The sequence below is a fragment of the Roseibium limicola genome, from assembly GCF_017313085.1.
GTDB classification, from domain to species: domain Bacteria; phylum Pseudomonadota; class Alphaproteobacteria; order Rhizobiales; family Stappiaceae; genus Roseibium; species Roseibium limicola.
Genome location: NZ_JAFLNF010000002.1, coordinates 746768 through 763769 on the forward strand (window position 1 = coordinate 746768; position 17002 = coordinate 763769).

The 17002-nt window shown below is 58.3% G+C and carries 14 protein-coding genes; 5 read left to right on the forward strand and 9 right to left on the reverse strand.

What is annotated here, in order from left to right:
- Positions 1-2658, reverse strand: coding sequence for an alanine--tRNA ligase (alaS, locus tag J0X15_RS06985; protein WP_206939168.1), 2658 nt, complete (start codon positions 2656-2658; stop codon positions 1-3).
- A 365-nt stretch (positions 2659-3023) separates the two neighbouring features.
- A complete protein-coding gene (gene recA / locus J0X15_RS06990) occupies positions 3024-4097 on the reverse strand; it encodes a recombinase RecA (RefSeq protein ID WP_206939169.1) in 1074 nt (357 codons plus the stop codon).
- A gap of 406 nt (positions 4098-4503) precedes the next feature.
- Between recA and J0X15_RS06995 the strand changes: the two genes are divergently transcribed.
- The 3 genes from J0X15_RS06995 to J0X15_RS07005 all read left to right on the forward strand — a co-directional run bounded on the left by J0X15_RS06995 (position 4504) and on the right by J0X15_RS07005 (position 7400).
- Positions 4504-5454, forward strand: coding sequence for a carbohydrate kinase family protein (locus tag J0X15_RS06995; RefSeq protein ID WP_206939170.1), 951 nt, complete (start codon positions 4504-4506; stop codon positions 5452-5454).
- 88 nt (positions 5455-5542) lie between these two features.
- The gene (locus J0X15_RS07000; RefSeq protein WP_206939171.1) at positions 5543-6454 is read left to right on the forward strand and encodes a pseudouridine-5'-phosphate glycosidase; all 912 of its coding nucleotides are present in this window, start codon (positions 5543-5545) and stop codon (positions 6452-6454) included.
- Positions 6455-6920: 466 nt separating this feature from the next.
- Positions 6921-7400 (forward strand): hypothetical protein, encoded by a 480-nt coding sequence (locus tag J0X15_RS07005; RefSeq protein WP_206939172.1) that lies wholly within the window; start codon positions 6921-6923, stop codon positions 7398-7400.
- Positions 7401-7529: 129 nt separating this feature from the next.
- Here the strand turns inward: J0X15_RS07005 and cckA are convergent, their stop codons facing one another.
- The 7 genes from cckA to flgB form a co-directional block, all read right to left on the reverse strand.
- On the reverse strand, positions 7530-10082 hold the full coding sequence (gene cckA / locus J0X15_RS07010) for a cell cycle histidine kinase CckA (RefSeq protein WP_206939173.1): 2553 nt from the start codon (positions 10080-10082) through the stop codon (positions 7530-7532).
- Between the two features lie 84 nt (positions 10083-10166).
- A complete protein-coding gene (flhB, locus tag J0X15_RS07015) occupies positions 10167-11246 on the reverse strand; it encodes a flagellar biosynthesis protein FlhB (protein ID WP_206939174.1) in 1080 nt (359 codons plus the stop codon).
- Positions 11247-11255: 9 nt separating this feature from the next.
- A complete protein-coding gene (gene fliR / locus J0X15_RS07020; RefSeq protein WP_206939175.1) occupies positions 11256-12029 on the reverse strand; it encodes a flagellar biosynthetic protein FliR in 774 nt (257 codons plus the stop codon).
- 19 nt (positions 12030-12048) lie between these two features.
- Entirely contained in the window at positions 12049-12318 is a 270-nt protein-coding gene (gene fliQ / locus J0X15_RS07025) for a flagellar biosynthesis protein FliQ (RefSeq protein WP_206939177.1), read from the reverse strand.
- A 63-nt stretch (positions 12319-12381) separates the two neighbouring features.
- Positions 12382-12702 carry a flagellar hook-basal body complex protein FliE gene (locus J0X15_RS07030; protein ID WP_206939178.1) on the reverse strand — a complete coding sequence of 107 codons (321 nt, stop codon included), beginning with the start codon at positions 12700-12702 and terminating at the stop codon, positions 12382-12384.
- 144 nt (positions 12703-12846) lie between these two features.
- The gene (gene flgC, locus J0X15_RS07035; protein ID WP_206939179.1) at positions 12847-13257 is read right to left on the reverse strand and encodes a flagellar basal body rod protein FlgC; all 411 of its coding nucleotides are present in this window, start codon (positions 13255-13257) and stop codon (positions 12847-12849) included.
- A gap of 83 nt (positions 13258-13340) precedes the next feature.
- Positions 13341-13745, reverse strand: coding sequence for a flagellar basal body rod protein FlgB (gene flgB / locus J0X15_RS07040; RefSeq protein ID WP_206939180.1), 405 nt, complete (start codon positions 13743-13745; stop codon positions 13341-13343).
- A 426-nt stretch (positions 13746-14171) separates the two neighbouring features.
- Here flgB and J0X15_RS07045 point away from each other — a divergent pair, with 426 nt between their 5' ends.
- The gene (locus tag J0X15_RS07045; protein ID WP_206939181.1) at positions 14172-16175 is read left to right on the forward strand and encodes a flagellar biosynthetic protein FliO; all 2004 of its coding nucleotides are present in this window, start codon (positions 14172-14174) and stop codon (positions 16173-16175) included.
- Positions 16172-16945 (forward strand): flagellar type III secretion system pore protein FliP, encoded by a 774-nt coding sequence (fliP, locus tag J0X15_RS07050; protein ID WP_209015121.1) that lies wholly within the window; start codon positions 16172-16174, stop codon positions 16943-16945. The genes J0X15_RS07045 and fliP overlap by 4 nt, the downstream gene beginning before the upstream one ends.
- Positions 16946-17002 lie beyond the last annotated feature (57 nt).

The window sequence follows — 17002 nt, forward strand, 5'->3', positions numbered from 1 at the left end:
TTAAAGACCTGAGAGATAGGCCTCAATGGCTGCAATAGCACCCTCGGCCTTGGCACCTTCCGGCCCCCCGGCCTGCGCCATGTCCGGGCGGCCACCGCCACCACGCCCCCCAAGAGCTTCGGAGCCGATCTTCACCAGATCCACTGCGCTGACCTTGTCCGTCAGATCCTTGGTCACCGCGGTCACAATCGCCGCCTTGCCATCATCAGCAACGCTGATCAGCACCACCACGCCCGATCCCAGCTGAGCCTTGGCGTCATCCGCCATGCCTTTCAGGTCACGCGGGTTTATGCCATCAACCTTGCGCGCCAACAGCTTGAAGACGCCCGCTGTCTTAACCGCATCGCCGCCTTCGGCACTGCCGCCCATCGCCAGCTTCTTCTTCGCCTCGTTGAGATCTTTCTCCAGCCGCTTGCGCTCTTCCACCAGCTGCGCCACGCGCAAAGTGACATCGCCGGCGCCGACTTTCAGGATCCCGGCCAGCTCGCGAACGCGCTTGTCCTGCTGGTCCAGATAGGCTCGCGCCTCGGCCCCTGTCAGCGCTTCAAGCCGGCGAACGCCAGCTGCGACAGCCCCTTCATTGACCAGGGTCACCAGGCCGATATCGCCTGTCCGGCGCACGTGAATACCGCCGCAGAGCTCGACAGAGTAGGTCTTCCCGGCCTTGTCGCCATGCAGCGCCTTGCCCATGGAGACCACACGCACTTCATCGCCATATTTTTCGCCGAAGAGCGCCATCGCGCCGCTTTCAATCGCTTCGTCGACCGCCATCAAGCGGGTATCCACCGGCGCATTTTGCAAAATGATTTCATTAGCGAGGTTTTCGACAACCTTCAGTTCGTCATCGCTTACGGTCTTGGGATGGGAAAAGTCGAAGCGCAGACGCTCCGGCGTCACCATCGATCCCTTCTGGGCCACGTGAGCGCCGAGAACTTCGCGCAGGGCTTCATGCAACAAATGCGTGGCGGAGTGGTTGGCACGGATCGCCCCGCGACGGCTGCCATCGACAGCCAACTCGACCGCCTGACCGGTTTCCAACTTGCCTTCTTCCACGCTGACCGCATGAATGAAAAGCCCCTCGGCCTTCTTCTGGGTGTCAGTCACGACAGCTTTCACGCCGTCTCCAACGATCGTGCCCGTGTCACCGACCTGACCACCGGACTCGCCATAAAATGGTGTCTGATTGACGATCACAAATCCGGTTTCGCCGGCAGAAATTGTTGCCGTTTCCTTGCCATCCCGGACGAGGGCGGAGACAACGCCTTCAACTTTCTCGGTGTCATAACCAAGAAACTCGGTCGCGCCCAACTTGTCCTTCAGGCCAAACCAGACGCCTTCCTCAGCCGCATCACCGGACCCTGACCAAGCCGCACGCGCTTCCTGTTTCTGGCGTTGCATGGCCTCGTCGAACCCCTTGGTATCCACGCCGATATTGCGGGCGCGCAAGGCATCTTGCGTGAGGTCAAGCGGGAACCCGAAGGTGTCATAGAGCTTGAACGCAGTTTCCCCGTCCAGCTCGCCGCCTTCCAGCAGATCGACCGTTGCGGTGTCAAGCAGGCCAAGACCGCGTTCCAATGTCTTGCGGAACCGGGTTTCTTCCAGCTTCAACGTTTCCGAAATGAGAGCTTCGGCGCGAACCAACTCCGGATAAGCCTGGCCCATTTCGCGGATCAGCGCCGGCACCAGTCGGTGCATCAGCGGCTCGGCAGCGCCCAGCAGATGCGCGTGACGCATGCCGCGACGCATGATCCGGCGCAGCACGTAACCGCGGCCTTCGTTGGACGGCAAGACGCCATCAGCAATCAAAAAGCTGGTGGAACGCAGATGGTCGGCGATCACCCGGTGACTGGACTGAGCCTTGCCTTCAGCCTCGACGCCAGTCGCATTGACGGAAGCTGCAATCAGCGCGCGGAACAGGTCGATGTCGTAATTGTCATGGACGCCCTGCATGACGGCGGCCACACGCTCCAGCCCCATACCTGTATCGATCGAAGGACGCGGCAGGTTGAGACGGCCCTCGGCCGTCTGCTCGAACTGCATGAAGACCAGGTTCCAGATCTCGATGAACCGATCGCCATCTTCTTCCGGCGAGCCCGGAGGTCCACCCCAGATGTGATCGCCGTGATCAAAAAAGATTTCGGAACACGGACCGCATGGACCGGTATCTCCCATGGACCAGAAATTGTCCGAGGTCGGAATGCGAATGATCTTGTCGTCGGAAATGCCGGCAATCTTCTTCCAAAGAACCGCAGCTTCCTCGTCCTCCGAATAGACGGTGACCAGCAACTTTTCCTTCGGCAGACCGAATTCCTTGGTGATCAGGTTCCAGGCCAGTTCGATGGCACGGTCCTTGAAGTAATCCCCGAAGGAGAAATTGCCGAGCATTTCAAAGAAGGTATGGTGGCGGGCGGTGTAGCCCACATTGTCCAGATCATTATGCTTGCCACCGGCCCGCACGACTTTCTGTGATGTTGTCGCCCGCACATAGTCGCGCTTTTCGACACCGGTAAACAGGTTCTTGAAGGGAACCATGCCGGCGTTGGTGAACATCAGGGTCGGATCATTGCGCGGCACAAGCGGTCCGGACTCGACGATCGTGTGATCGTTCTCGGCAAAATAGTCCAGAAACTTGCTTCGAATTTCATTCACGCCCGTCATGCGGTGTCTCGCCTCAATGCCTCGACGCCGGCGTCCCGCAGGACAGCTGGCCAGTCTGATTGGAATATCTGAGCTGGTCGGGACCTTGAGCCACACACCAGCGGAACCTGCCTTTTAGCTTTCCACAGGAAGCCTGTCCAGAACACCCGGCAAGCGAAGCGTTGCCGCTTCGGTTGTTTTTTACAGTGTGTTGCCTTCCAACGCGTTTTCTCCCGGACGAAGCACGCATCCGAACAGCCAAACCACGTACAAAACAGAAAAACCCCGCCATGGACAAAGCCACGGCAGGGTTTGCATCTCTGTCAAGGAAACTCAGGTCAACCACCTCGAATCTGGCCAACTCGAATGAGCCAGATCAGCAACGATCAATCCTCGTCGCCGTCTTCCCCGGCCCCTTCAGGATCAATGATCTTCTCGGCGATCAGCCCGGCATTCTGACGGATCAGCAATTCGATCTCTTCAGCAACTGCCGGATTGTCGCGCAGAAACTGCTTGGAGTTCTCACGCCCCTGACCCAGACGCTGGCTGTTGTAGGAGAACCATGCGCCGGATTTCTCAACGATGCCCCCCTTCACACCAAGGTCAATCAGTTCCCCCATCTTGGAGATGCCTTCGCCGTAGATGATGTCGAATTCGACCTGACGGAAAGGTGGAGCCAGCTTGTTTTTCACGACCTTGACGCGTGTCTGGTTACCGACAATCTCGTCCTTGTCCTTGATCGCGCCGATACGACGAATGTCGAGGCGGACCGAGGCGTAGAACTTCAGGGCATTTCCGCCCGTCGTGGTTTCCGGAGACCCGAACATCACACCGATCTTCATGCGGATCTGGTTGATGAAGATCACCATGCACTTCGACTTGGAAATCGAAGCGGTGAGCTTGCGAAGCGCCTGGCTCATCAGACGAGCCTGCAAGCCAGGCAGGCTGTCGCCCATCTCGCCTTCAAGTTCGGCCTTAGGGGTCAGCGCGGCAACGGAATCCACGACCAGCACATCAATTGCGCCGGAGCGCACCAACGTGTCGGCGATTTCCAGAGCCTGCTCACCTGTATCCGGCTGAGAAATCAACAAGTCGTCAATGTTGACGCCAAGCTTGCGGGCATAGATCGGATCGAGGGCATGTTCTGCATCGACAAAGGCACAGATGCCACCGGCCTTCTGAGCTTCCGAGACCGTATGCAAGGCAAGAGTGGTCTTGCCGGAGGATTCCGGTCCGTAGACTTCTACGACACGGCCCCGCGGCAAGCCGCCAATTCCGAGTGCGATGTCGAGACCGAGGGATCCGGTAGAGACTGACTGTATCTCAACAACCTGCCCCTGCCCCAGCTTCATGATGGAGCCCTTACCGAAGGCCCGTTCGATTTGAGAGAGCGCTGCATCGAGCGCCTTGGTCTTGTCCATCTGGCTGCTTTCTACGAGACGAAGTGTGCTTTGTGACATGTCTGAGGCTCCTTATTCCATGATGGACAAGCCGATTCAATTGATGGATTTGTACTCTCTTTGTTCCAGAAATGCAAATTTATAGAAGATACTGATTTTTATTGAATTTATTCAATACGTTCCATATATGTTCCATAAATTTGAAACCAGTCTTCCGCTACGTCATTTCTGAATGTTTCTGGGATCATCCACAGAATCACCAATATCGCCAACCAGGAAATCCAGAAAACGACCTCTCAAGCATCTGTTCTGATGCACTCTGGGAGGCGCTTGGTGCTTGCCCTGAAGGTGCCACGCTGCTACCCGTGCGCACTTCAAGTCTGTCTGCCACCACTGTCTGAAACCGGCCAGAAGCCTCAGACGGCGCCAATCCACCAGGCAGATGATGGTTCCGACGAGGGTCAAAATGACAAGCATTCCCATCGCCCCCGAAGGCCTTGCTCCGCGACCCGTGGTCTGCATCGGCGCCGTCCACTGGGACATGGTAGTCCATGCCTCCCGCCAAATCCTTCCGGACACCTCTACACCCGGTCGCCTGACCCAGGGTCCGGGAGGTGTCGCAACGAATGTGGCGCGGGCGGTAAAAAAACTCGGAGCGACAACCCATCTCATCGGCGCGGTCGGAGACGATCCGGCCGGTCGTGCGCTGGAGGACCTGCTGGCAGCTGAGCACATTTCAAGCCACTTGTTGCATCTCTCCGGCGCTATGACCGGACATTATCTGGCACTTCACAATCCCGATGGAAGCCTGCCCGCCGCCTGTATTGACGATCAATTGCTTGCCGCAATCGACCCGGCCGCCTTTGCCGCGAAAATGAAAGAATGCCAAGCGGACAGGCTCGCCAACATCTGCTTCCTTGATGCCAATCTCTCTGCCGCGCAAGCAGAAGCCATTCTTGGCACCATTGATCCGGAAACGATGGTCGCCGCCGATGCGGTTTCCGCCGCAAAAGCCCCGCGTCTCGCCCCTCACCTGCCGCATATCGGTCTGCTGTTTCTCAACAGGGCAGAAGCCATCGCCCTGACGGGGCTGCGCGAAGATGTCGACATCTCCAGTCTCATCAAGGCGCTGCACGACAAGGGAAGCCATGCCGTTGCCCTGACAGATGGCGCACACGGCCTCTGGCTGGGGGAGTCACGCGGCGAGATCCTGCATTTTTCGCCACCATCCGTTGCCGTCACCGATGTGACGGGCGCAGGCGACGCCTTGATCGCCGGCATGCTCTCCGCCCTCAATCGAGGCCATCCACTCGCGGCCTCCGGCACCTGCGGGCTTGCCGCCGCCGCCTTGACCCTTCAGGCAACGGGCGCCGCCCCGGACTCGCTTACGTGGGAAGCCGTCAGCCCCACCACATGAAACGGACTGCATAGAGACGGCACGAGGGCTCGGCACGCTGAGCGGTGACGCCTCTCGCAAGACACAGCAAAAATGGAAGAGACAACACGTGACCCATTCCACCCTTCTCCAGCCGACCGACGAAATCCACCAGGCCCTCGCCGATGGCAAGCCGGTCGTGGCACTGGAATCCACCATCATCACCCATGGCATGCCCTATCCCGACAATGTGGCAACGGCACGCCAGGTGGAAGCCGACATTCGCGAGCGTGGCGCAATCCCGGCCACCATCGCCGTGCTTGATGGCCGCATCCGCATCGGGTTGGATGACGCCGATCTGGAGCGCCTTGCCCAGGCGACAGACGTGATGAAGTGCTCCCGCGCAGATCTCGCCCTTGCCATTTCAACCGGGCGCCCAGGGGCAACCACTGTCGCGGCGACCATGATGGCAGCCGAACTTGCCGGCATCCGCGTGTTCGCCACTGGCGGCATCGGCGGCGTACACAAGGGCGCCGAAACCAGCTTCGACGTTTCCGCCGATCTGGACGAGCTCGGCCGCACACCCGTGTGCGTGGTCGCAGCCGGTGCCAAGGCCCTGCTGGACATTCCAAAGACACTGGAGGTTCTGGAAACCCGTGGCGTTCCGGTCGTCGCCTACGGAGCCGACGAACTGCCAGCCTTCTGGTCGCGTCAGTCCGGCATTGCCGCGCCCTTCCGTCTCGACACAGCAGAAGAGATCGCCAACCTGATCAAGACCCGCCAGCTCTTTGGCGGCCACGGCGGTGTGCTGATTGCCAACCCGGTGCCAACAGACGACCAGATCCCCCAGGCCGAAATGAACCAATACATCGATCAGGCCATCGCCATGGCAACAAAGAAGAAAGTCACCGGCAAGGAAGTGACGCCCTTCGTTCTCGGCGCCATCTATGAGCTGACCAAAGGTCGCAGCCTTGCCACCAACATCTCCCTGGTACGCAACAATGCCCGGCTGGCCGCCGATATTGCGAAGGCTCTTGCCTGACCGACACCCCGGCCCTGCAGGCGTGAAGAAGGGTGGCCTCGGCTGCCCTTTTTCAATTCAGCAAAAGAGCGGCAGAGAAGCGTTCCGCAACATGCATTGCGGCCAACAGTGACGTTACGTTATTGACGAATGTGTACAACCCTGCCCTACTTCCATGACCTGACTTAGGCAACCGCTGGCAGCTGTTCTCAACGTCAAAACAGTTGCATATTCATCACAGATTGACCTGATCTGGGCAATAAGTGCCAAACCAGGCAGGAAATTGACCAATTTGGGTCTAAGCCATCGAACCAATCAAATCATCAGTCGTTGAACCAGTGAAGCTTCGGAAACCCAACACGGTCAGATGTGTTTCGTCAGAATAAGAGAACAGGACAGACCAGCCGATTTGCCGGAAGCGCGCTTCTTGCAGTCCGAACGGCAAGGCGCTTGAAGATCCCGTTCCTTGAGACATCAGGATATTGAAATGAAAAAACTGATTGCCATCGCCCTGCTCTCCGGACTTGCAGCCTGTCAGAGCACTCCGCGCAGCTCTGCACCATTGCAGCCGAAGCTGCCAGCCCCCGCCGGATCGCAGACCGTGACAATCGCCGCATCTCCACAGGCTGTGCGTGACACTTTGGTCGCAAGCGCCCAGCAGAAAGGCACGCCCGTTATCCAGGACCAGCCGAACATGGTTGTGATGGAGCGCCGCATGACTGGGGAAAACCCGGCCCTCGATCAGGAATTCGGCCCTTCGGACAATGGCGACCGGGTCATCCGCATCCGTGTCCGCTTCACCGGAACCCCTTGTCGGACCCAGGCAGTGCAGGATCTTGCCATATTCAACAATGTTCGTACCGGGCTTGAGCAGAGCTTTGTCCTGCCGGGCAACCCCAACACCATGCAGAGCCTCCAGGGCCTCAAGCGTAGCGCCGAACGCGGCAGCGGCTGCCCGGCGGTTTAAGCCAATTCCGGCAAGGGAAAAGCTGGCCAGAGCGAAATTGCAAACAGCCGATCAAACACAAAAGCCCCGGTCAATGCGACCGGGGCTTTTGTGATTTCAATCCTTGGCAAGGAGATCAGACTGAATGGCTCAGCTGTTGAGCACGTCCTTCACCGTCGTTGCCAATTGCTTCAAAGTGAAAGGCTTCGGCAGGAAGAAGAATTTCTCTTCCGCCGGCAGGTTTTCTTCAAAAGCATCCTCCGCATAGCCGGAGACGAAGATGATCTTAAGATCCGGCTGGGTCTTGCGCAATTCGACAAGAAGCGTCGGGCCATCCATTTCCGGCATGACCACATCGGACACAACCAAATCGATCTTGCCACCAACTTCTTCCATCACTTCCAGAGCTTCCGTACCAGAACCGGCCTCGTGAACCGTGTAGCCGCGAGACGCCAGTGCCCGTGCGCCAAACGCCCGGACCGCCTCTTCGTCTTCCACCAGCAAGATGGACGCAGAGCCTGTGAGGTCGGCTGCCTTTTCCTTGGCCGCTTCTTCAACCGGCTTGACTTCCGGCTCGTCGGAGACCTCTGGGATATAGCGCGGCAGGAAAATGCGGAAGATCGTCCCCTCGTTCACTTCACTGGTGCAGAAGATGAAACCACCGGTCTGTTTTACGATCCCGTAGACCGTCGACAGGCCCAGGCCTGTGCCCTTGCCCACTTCCTTGGTGGAGAAGAACGGATCGAAGATCTTCGCCATCACCTCCGGTGGCATACCGTGACCGCTGTCCTCCACTTCGACCAGCGTATACTCGCCAGGCGGCATGCCGCGAGTGTTCTCGAACTGTGTCGATTCCTGCTCGGAAACGTTGAACGTACGGATCTTCAGCTGACCACCATCGGACATGGCGTCGCCCGCATTCACCGCCAGATTGACGATCACCTGCTCAAGCTGATTGAGGTCGGCCATGACCGGCCACAGGTCGCGACCGTGAACCACATTCAGATCAACCTTCTCGCCCAACAGACGATCCAGCAAGATCGACAGGTCGGCCAAAACGTCATTCAGCTCGAGCCGTTGCGGCCGCAGGGTCTGACGACGCGAGAACGCCAGCAGCTGACGCACCAGACCAGCGGCCCGGTTGGCGTTCTGCTTGATGTTCATGATGTCCTGGAACGACGGATCCGTCGGACGATGGCTGGCCAGCAGCAAATCGGAGAACCCGATGATTGCAGTCAGCACATTATTGAAGTCATGCGCCACGCCACCAGCAAGCTGGCCGATGGCCTGCATTTTCTGGCTCTGTGCAAATTGAGCTTCCAGCGCCCGCTGCTGGGTCGTTTCCAAAGCATAGACGATGGCAGCTTCATCGTCGCCCTCGCCTTCCTGAACCGCTGACACATAGAATGTCGCCGAGCGTGGATCCGTGCCTTCCTGCAAGGAAATATCGACCGGCAGAATCTCGCCGATGCCACGCGATGCGGCTGACAGCGCCCGGTCCAGCTCTTCCCGCCCGCTGTTGGCCACATAATCCAGAAGCTTGGTCGGCTGCTCGTCCCGATCCACAGCCCCGAACAGGCGTAGGAATGGCGCGTTGGTTCGCAAGACCCGGCCTTCGGTGTCGAGAGAGGCAATGGCCATCGGCGTGTTGTTGAAGAAGCGGGCGAAACGGACTTCTGCCGCGCGAAGAGCTTCAGAGGCCTCCTCGCCGCGGGACCGGTTCAGCACAAGTGTGCGGCTGTCGCCCGCATGGCCATTCTCACCGAAAGGCACCCGGTGGAGCAGGCGCACAGGCATGCCCTTGCCAGACTTGGTGACGAAATCGAGATCGAAGGTCTCGCTGCGAACGTCCCCTTCCTGTCCTTTGATGGAGCGTACAAGCTCGGCGCCGTCCCCCCGGATAATCTGGCTGAGTTCGAGATCACCGGCCTCGAACTGGGCCAGGTCATAGCCGAGCCAATCGGCAAGGGTCGCATTGATGTAGACGATCTTGCCCGCGCCATCGCAGGAGAAGAAGCCTGCCGGCGCATGGTCGAGGAAGTTGATGACCCGCTGCAATTCCTGGAAGGAGTTTTCCTGCTCGGCCCGGTCGCGCGTGATGTCCGACAGCTGCCAGACAGTCAGAACCCGGCCCTTTCCTTCTTCTTCATCGACCTTCAGCGGCCGAAGCCCGATCCGGTACCAGCGCGCAGGCCCTTCCTGCCGACCCAGCGGGTGCGGCATTCGGATTTCTTCCTTGGCACTCCGCCCATCACGCATGGCCTGCGTCAGGCGGTAGACACCATCGGCGGCGTCCGGATCACTTGAGAAAACGCGCTCGATCACCCGAACGTCGGCAGCCAGGTCCACGCCTGTCAGGTCTGCATAGGCCTGATTGGCAAAGACAAGACGCCCTTCCGGGTCCGTCACGATCACTCCGTCATCCAGAGAATTCAAAAAGGCAGAGGAAATGGCGTTGCCCGTGCTGCGGCTGCCAAGGCGCAGAAAGCCGATAGACCCGGCAAACAGGCAGAACACGCCAACCACGGCCAAGAGGCCGAGCAGCGCCAGAACGAGCGGTTGCGACTGTTCCTTGCCCAAAACGGCAAATACGGCAGCAGCTCCCACCAGCACCACGGCCAATCCGGTCAAGAGCCAGATATTACCGCTGCGCTCCGGCCGATCTATCATCGGGGAACCGGGCGTGCCGTCCACATCATTCATTCCGATAACTCCCTGGCCCGAATCGATCTTCGGGCGTTTACCAAGCATTCTTTGCAAGCTTGGCAAATTCAACCAAGATGGGCCTTAATTCGACCGCCAACTGGAGCGTTTCCGCATTTTAAAGACGAAGCCGATGATTTCAGCCACGGCTTTGTAATGTTCTTCCGGAATTTCGTCGTCAATCTCGACCGTTGCGTAAAGCGCACGCGCCAGCGGCGGGTTCTCGATCACCGGAATTTCATGTCCCTTGGCGACCTCACGAATTTTCAAGGCCGTGGCATCCACACCCTTCGCCAGGCATAATGGAGCGCTCATCCCCTCTTCGAACTTCAAGGCCACAGCATAGTGGGTCGGGTTTGTGACAACCACTGTGGCCTGAGGAACCGCAGCCATCATCCGCTTGCGACTTCGCTCCATGCGCAACTGACGGATCTTACCCTTGATGTGAGGGTCACCTTCCGTCTGTTTGTACTCTTCCTTGACCTCTTGCAGAGACATCTTCTGCTTCTCGAACCATTTGTGCTTCTGGTACATGAAGTCGAGCCCGGCGACGACTGTCATGACGGCCAAGACTGCAGCAAGGAGCTGAAGCACCAGCTGCCGCGCGCTTTCCAGCTGCAGGCTCACATCGGCGAAGATGATTGTCTCCATCTCATCGCCATGCGGCAACAGGACGACGCACATCAAGGTTCCGACAATCAGGATCTTGGCCAAGCCCTTGGCAAAGTTCACAAGGCTTTCCGAGGAAAACAATCGCTTGAACCCCGAGGCCGGCGACACTTTCGACAGTTTCGGAGTGATCGGCTCTGTGGTGAACAGAAGCTCATGCTGCACGAGATTGCCAGCCACAGCCATGAACACCAGAGACAGCAATGGAAAACCGACGATCATTGCGATGGATTCGCCCGTGTCACGCCACATCGCCCGCAGTGCAAAGCCATCCATCGGGATGTCCCCGGCGTGCTCAAGAAAGCCCTTCAGATACTGCCCGACAGACGTTGCCATGCTCGGTGCAAAAATACCGATCAGCACAATCGTCCCGGCCATTGTGAACCAGGTACTGACTTCCTGAGATTTGGCAACATCCCCCTTGTCATGCGACTCCTTGAGCCGTTTTTGGGTGGGGTCCTCGGTCTTCTCCGAGTCATCGGTATCGTCGGCCATTGTACTTCCTTAGCCGTTTGTGAAGACACCCAGCGCTTGTTGAAAGTGGTCCAGATAGAAAGTCATCATGGTACCGATAAGCACTAGAAAGAGGACCAGCCCGAGAGCGATGTTCACGGGCATGGCGATGAAAAAGATCTGCATCTGCGGCATCAGCTTGTTGAGCAAGCCGAGGCCGAAATAAAAGACGAGCCCGACCACAATGAATGGCGCACTCAAACGTGTAGCGATCGACAGCACCTCCGCCACGGTGGTCGTTGCCAGTTCAGCAAGATCCCCCACCGGCAGCCAGTCTCCTGGCGGAAACATCGAGAAGCTGTCATGCAGAGCCGCGATCACCAGGTAGTGGCTATCGGTCACGAACACCAGCGTGACCCCGAGAATCGCCATGTAGTTGGACAACAGCGCCCCCTGCTGTCCCTCATTGGTAATGTCCGTGCCAAGCGCGAAAGACAGGCCGGTCTGTCCCGCAATGATCACACCAGCAGTCTGCAACACCGCCGTGATCATCCTGGAAAGCAGTCCGATGGAAAATCCGATGGCGAACTCTCCCGCAACAAGTACCGCCAGATAAATCGTGTTCGACAACACGTTGGCCGGATAGGCCGCAGCGCCGACCGGATAGAGGATCATTGTCAACATCACCGCAACGGACAGGCGCATCCGCATCGGAATGGAGGATTCTCCCAACCCCGGCATCAACATGACCATCGTGCCGAGACGAGCGAACATCAACATGAAGACCGCAACGACTTCCGGCAGAAAGTTCAGGTTGAACGTCATCGCCCCCCGCCGTACCGCATCATGTCGGCGTTGCCAGAATCAGTTCGCCGATACGGTCCATGAACCCCGCGAGCAGCTGCCCCATGAATGGCAGCGTTAGCAGCAAGGTGAAAAAGATGGCCAGAATCTTTGGAACGAAGACCAGCGTCATCTCCTGGATTTGAGTCAACGCCTGAAACAGGGCAATGACAACGCCGACAACGAGACCAACAATCATTACCGGTCCGGCGACAAGGATCATCGTCCAAACGCCTTCCCTGGCCAGATCCAGCACTTCTCCGCCGGTCATTGTTGGTCTTCCCCGTTTCGAGATACGCACAGTTGAGGGACGTCGTTCCTCACGATGTGATCGTTAGATCTGCATCCGCATGATTTCTTCGTAAGCCGCGATCACCTTGTCGCGGACGGCAACCATGGTCTCAAGGGCAGTCTCTGTTTCCGCGATAGCAGTCACGACGTCGACCACATCTGTCTTACCTTCCATCATGCCGATGGCTTTGGCATCCATGGCCTGGCCCTTATCCACCACTCCTTCCACCGCGCTCGAGACCATGGCCCCGAAATCCGGTGCATCCACCTTCGGTGCAACGTCCTTGCCGATGTTGGCACTTTGTTGCTGCATCAGCCGTGCGGCCGATTGATAGGCATTGCTCGCTAGCGAGGGAGTAGACATGTTGTGGCGCCTCTATCTGGTGGAAGAGACAAGGCTCTCCCGTTCCCATAACCTCTCCCGAAGAGCAGACCCCTCGAACAGAGCCATGGGTTTTTATGTTTATTGCCGCTTTTTCAGTTCCGTTTGAGCGACACCTCCAGGCAATCAGGCCCGAAGAATGTCGATCGTTTTCTGCACCATCCGCCGGGTCGCCTCGACCACGTTCAGATTGGCCTCGTAAGACCTCTGTGCTTCCCGCATATCCACCGTCTCGATCAGAGTGTTGACGTTGGGGGTACGGATATAACCGTTCTCATCCGCTGCCGGGTGTCCCGGTTCGTAGCGAACTTCGAACGGGCTGGAATCTTCGGCGATGCGGCCAATTTCGACCTTCTCTCCGCCGATTTCCTTGTCAAAGTGACTTTTGAAGGTCGGGATCTTTCGCCGGTACGGTTCCTCGTTCGGCGTACGGCCGGTGGAATCAGCGTTGGCGATATTCTCCGCGATGATCCGCATCCGGCCATTCTGAGCCTTCAGGCCCGACGCCGATACGAACAGCGATTTCAAAAGATCCATTTTATCTCTCCGGCCTGCCTGATATCTGGCAGGCTTTCAGTGTCTATGGCTCCAGCGATTGACCAAAACCTGCTTGCCCCGCCTTAAGCGTTTTTCGACAAAGCTGTTTTGATCAACCCCAGGCCGCGCGAGTAGAGCGTGGTAGCCGCCTGGAAATCCATCTGGTTTTCCGTGACCTTCATCATCTGCTCTTCCAGCACGACATTGTTGCCGTTGGGCGTCACCTCGAACATGTCTTTCTCATCAACACCCACTCTGGAGTTTGCAGAAATCATGCCAGAAATGTGCCCGCTTTCGGTGGTCACCGTAGACAGGCCAAATTGCGTGCGCCCGATGTGATCGGAGAAACTGAATTCTTCAACTTCCCGAGCTGCATAGCCCGGAGTATCCGCATTGGCCACATTCTCGGCCAACACCCCCTGGCGCACCTGATGCCATTGCATTTTCGACTTGATCGCCTGGAACACAGGCAGGTCGGTCAGGGCCATTTGATTCACCATTGGTTAACAAACTAGGCAGACTTTGCCGATCTAAAGGTTAACAAACCGTTAACGCGTTAACGTCTAGCCTTGGAACTATCTGATTTGCCGAAAGATTACCTGTTTGCAATTTGCAAATTCACAACTTATCGCGCCTGCTACCCGGCAAGAAATTCCCGCTTCTGTTAACGTCTTCTCAAAGGAAGCAGATTCGGCCGGACATGACACGTCCAAACTCAAATCTGCCACTTTCCAACAAGACGGTTGCCACCCCTGCAAGCAGCAACCGCATGTCGGGCAAACGCGGTTCGTTCGGCGGTGCCAGACACTCAACACGGATGGGCCGGCTGACGCAGGACCAAGGGATCACATCCGATCCGTTTTTCGTCCTCGCACGGTGGGCACATTCGCGGCGCGGGAAGTAGTGAGGTAGGTATGGACACCTGGATCGTAAACACATTCGGATTGAGCGAAAGCCTGGCACGGGGCATCTCCGTCGGAGCATCGCTCCTGGTGGTGCTGATCTTGATCGCCCTGTTCGTCTTCATTCTCAAGCGACTGAGCGGGGCGCGCCTGTCGACCGGTCGTGGCCGCCAGCCTCGCATTGCCGTCATGGACGCAACCAATATCGACACCCGGCGCAGGCTTTTGCTGGTCCGTAGGGACAATGTCGAACACCTTATACTTGTCGGAGGTTCGAACGACCTCGTGATCGAACCCGGCATCATCCGCGGCGCACCGATCGGCCAGTCCACCCGGTCTCAGACATATGTTCAGGGACAAGCCCTTAGCTCTGCCCCGGTCGGCACCTCCGCTGGTTCCCACCTGTCCGACACGGGAATGCCGCCGCCTGCCTTCACCCCATCGTCTCATGTGGATGAGGCTTTTGACGCGGCCACACAAGTCGCCCCTCAAGCGGCAATCAGGGATACAGACAGCGATCTGTTCAGTACGCCGGAACGGCCCGCAGCCGTGCACACGCCATCGCCTGCATCTCGTCCTTCCCAGGCTTATGCGCCCGTTGCCGCACCAGACGCTCCCGTCGCTGAAGAGCAACCTGCACCGATCTCTGCGTCCCACCAGACAGCAACGAGATCCTCAGAAAGCGCAAAGTCAACACGTTCTGACACTGCGACAAGTCTGAAAGAACGTATTGCCAACCTGGCAGCCAAGCGGACCGCGAACGCGCCACTAAGTTCACCGGCAAGACGCGAAGTCGCGCCGACACGAGACAGTGCGCCAACGCAGCCCCTTCCGGCTCAGCCATTGGCAGCTGCACCCGTGGCCCAAGCGCCCCCCATGGTCGCAGCCCCTCCTGCGGCGGCAAGCGTCGCCGAAGCTTCAATGCCCCTGAGCGACCCTGAACAGGCGGCTGCGGCTCCGGCTCTGCTCGCTGCATCGCTGGCGCCGCCCATTGTCGTCTCTACGTCCTCGGTACAGTCTGACATGGCCCGGCCATCGCCAGCGGCTCCGAAAGTCGTTCCGGAGCCCTCCGTCGACAGCGTGGTGCCAGACCAGTCAGACGACAGCGGCAAAGTCGCCGCCTGGACCAAAACACTTGCCAGTCGGCCCACCTCAGGTGCGGCACGCGCTCCACAACCTCAACAGCGCATTACGCCCCCGTCCTCGGGACCTGCAGCAAATGCAAAGAGCCTCTACAAGACCTTTCTGGCCGAGAAGCAATCCGGCCCTGCTTCATTGCAAGCAACGCCGCAGACCACATCTCAGGCGACACCCAGCGCTCCCGATGTAAAATCCACGCCTTCTCGCCAGAACCACCGAGTGGAACCGGTCATCGTCCCGGCCGCCCAAAGTGGGGATAGCCATCCTGTGCAGACTTCTCCAGTGCCGACATCTGAAGAATCCGTTGCTGTGGAAGTCGCCACCGAACCGGTCTCAGCCGAGACACCAGCAATCACGTCGACCGTCGTTTCGGTCTCCACACCGATAGTCGCCTCTGTGATGGCACCGGTAGCGGGCTCTGTGGCACCACCGGTCGTCACCCCAGCGCCTGCAACGGTAAAGTCTTTTGCCAGTTCCGTGCTGGCTTCTACGGCTGCCCGCTCGAAGGCGCGCGCCGAGGAAGCAGAAAAGACCGCCCTTCAGGAAGCAGCGGCCGCAGATCAGTCCCCAGTGCCAGTAGATGACGAGGCGCCGCTGCCTGAAGCGATTTTCGCAACTCCGGAGAACGAGACAACGCCAGCAAGCACCTCTCAGATCTCGGATACAACGGTTGCTGATCCCGCCACGCGGTTTCAAGTCAGCACTGCCGTAACGATGACACAAGCAGACGGCCACGCCGATATCCCTGAACAGGCCTCAGCCAACCCAGACCCAAGCAACGAAGATATCCCCCCGATGACCGACCAGCGTCCCAACCCGATTGAGACCGAAATGGCCAAGGTTCTCGACGAATTGCACGGACAGAAAAACCCATGACGCCCATTTTCGGCCGCAGCCTTCTGCGGCTGACCGCGCTGACCTTCGTCGCCGCCCTGTTGCTGACAGCTGGCGGCCTGATGATGCCGGCCTTCGCACAGGACGTCACCATCGGGTTCGGCGAAGGCACAACCCTGACCGAGCGCGCCGTCCAGCTTGTCGCGCTGATGACGGTCTTTTCATTGGCTCCATCCATCCTTGTAATGGTCACGAGCTTCACCCGCATTGTGGTTGTGCTGTCGATGCTGCGGTCAGCCATTGGACTGCAAACCGCGCCGCCGAACACAGTGATGGTGTCTCTGGCGCTGTTCCTCAGCGCCTTCATCATGGCTCCAACCTTTCAGCAGGCTTACGATGAAGGCGTCCAGCCGCTGGTCGAAGGCACCATTGATTTCACCCAGGCCTATGAGCGGGTCTCTGATCCATTTCGGACCTTCATGCTGACCCAGGTCCGCGAAAAGGATCTCATGCTGTTTCAGGAGCTTTCCGGCAAAGACCTTCCCGACACGCCGGAAGACCTGCAGATGCAAATTCTGGTGCCCGCCTTCATGATCAGCGAGCTGCGCCGGGCCTTCGAAATCGGCTTCCTGCTCTACCTGCCATTCCTGATCATCGACCTGGTAATTGCATCGGTGCTGATGTCGATGGGGATGATGATGCTGCCACCCGTGGTGATCTCGCTCCCCTTCAAACTGATCTTCTTCGTGCTAGTCGACGGCTGGCATATGGTCGCCGGTTCACTCGTAAAGAGCTTCGGGCTGACCGGCTAGATTAACTTCCCCATCAGTGATGGCAGCAATCCACAATCAAAAAGCCCGCCTCGACCG

Excerpts from the sequence above, each read along its gene's own strand:
- J0X15_RS07030 (WP_206939178.1), bottom strand. The coding sequence starts at position 12,702 with ATGTCTACTCCCTCGCTAGCGAGCAATGCCTATCAATCGGCCGCACGG.
- recA (WP_206939169.1), bottom strand. The coding sequence starts at position 4,097 with ATGTCACAAAGCACACTTCGTCTCGTAGAAAGCAGCCAGATGGACAAG.
- J0X15_RS07005 (WP_206939172.1), top strand. The coding sequence starts at position 6,921 with ATGAAAAAACTGATTGCCATCGCCCTGCTCTCCGGACTTGCAGCCTGT.
- J0X15_RS07045 (WP_206939181.1), top strand. The coding sequence starts at position 14,172 with ATGGACACCTGGATCGTAAACACATTCGGATTGAGCGAAAGCCTGGCA.
- J0X15_RS06995 (WP_206939170.1), top strand. The coding sequence starts at position 4,504 with ATGACAAGCATTCCCATCGCCCCCGAAGGCCTTGCTCCGCGACCCGTG.
- flgC (WP_206939179.1), bottom strand. The coding sequence starts at position 13,257 with ATGGATCTTTTGAAATCGCTGTTCGTATCGGCGTCGGGCCTGAAGGCT.
- fliP (WP_209015121.1), top strand. The coding sequence starts at position 16,172 with ATGACGCCCATTTTCGGCCGCAGCCTTCTGCGGCTGACCGCGCTGACC.
- fliQ (WP_206939177.1), bottom strand. The coding sequence starts at position 12,318 with ATGACCGGCGGAGAAGTGCTGGATCTGGCCAGGGAAGGCGTTTGGACG.
- fliR (WP_206939175.1), bottom strand. The coding sequence starts at position 12,029 with ATGACGTTCAACCTGAACTTTCTGCCGGAAGTCGTTGCGGTCTTCATG.
- flhB (WP_206939174.1), bottom strand. The coding sequence starts at position 11,246 with ATGGCCGACGATACCGATGACTCGGAGAAGACCGAGGACCCCACCCAA.
- alaS (WP_206939168.1), bottom strand. The coding sequence starts at position 2,658 with ATGACGGGCGTGAATGAAATTCGAAGCAAGTTTCTGGACTATTTTGCC.
- cckA (WP_206939173.1), bottom strand. The coding sequence starts at position 10,082 with ATGAATGATGTGGACGGCACGCCCGGTTCCCCGATGATAGATCGGCCG.
- flgB (WP_206939180.1), bottom strand. The coding sequence starts at position 13,745 with ATGGCCCTGACCGACCTGCCTGTGTTCCAGGCGATCAAGTCGAAAATG.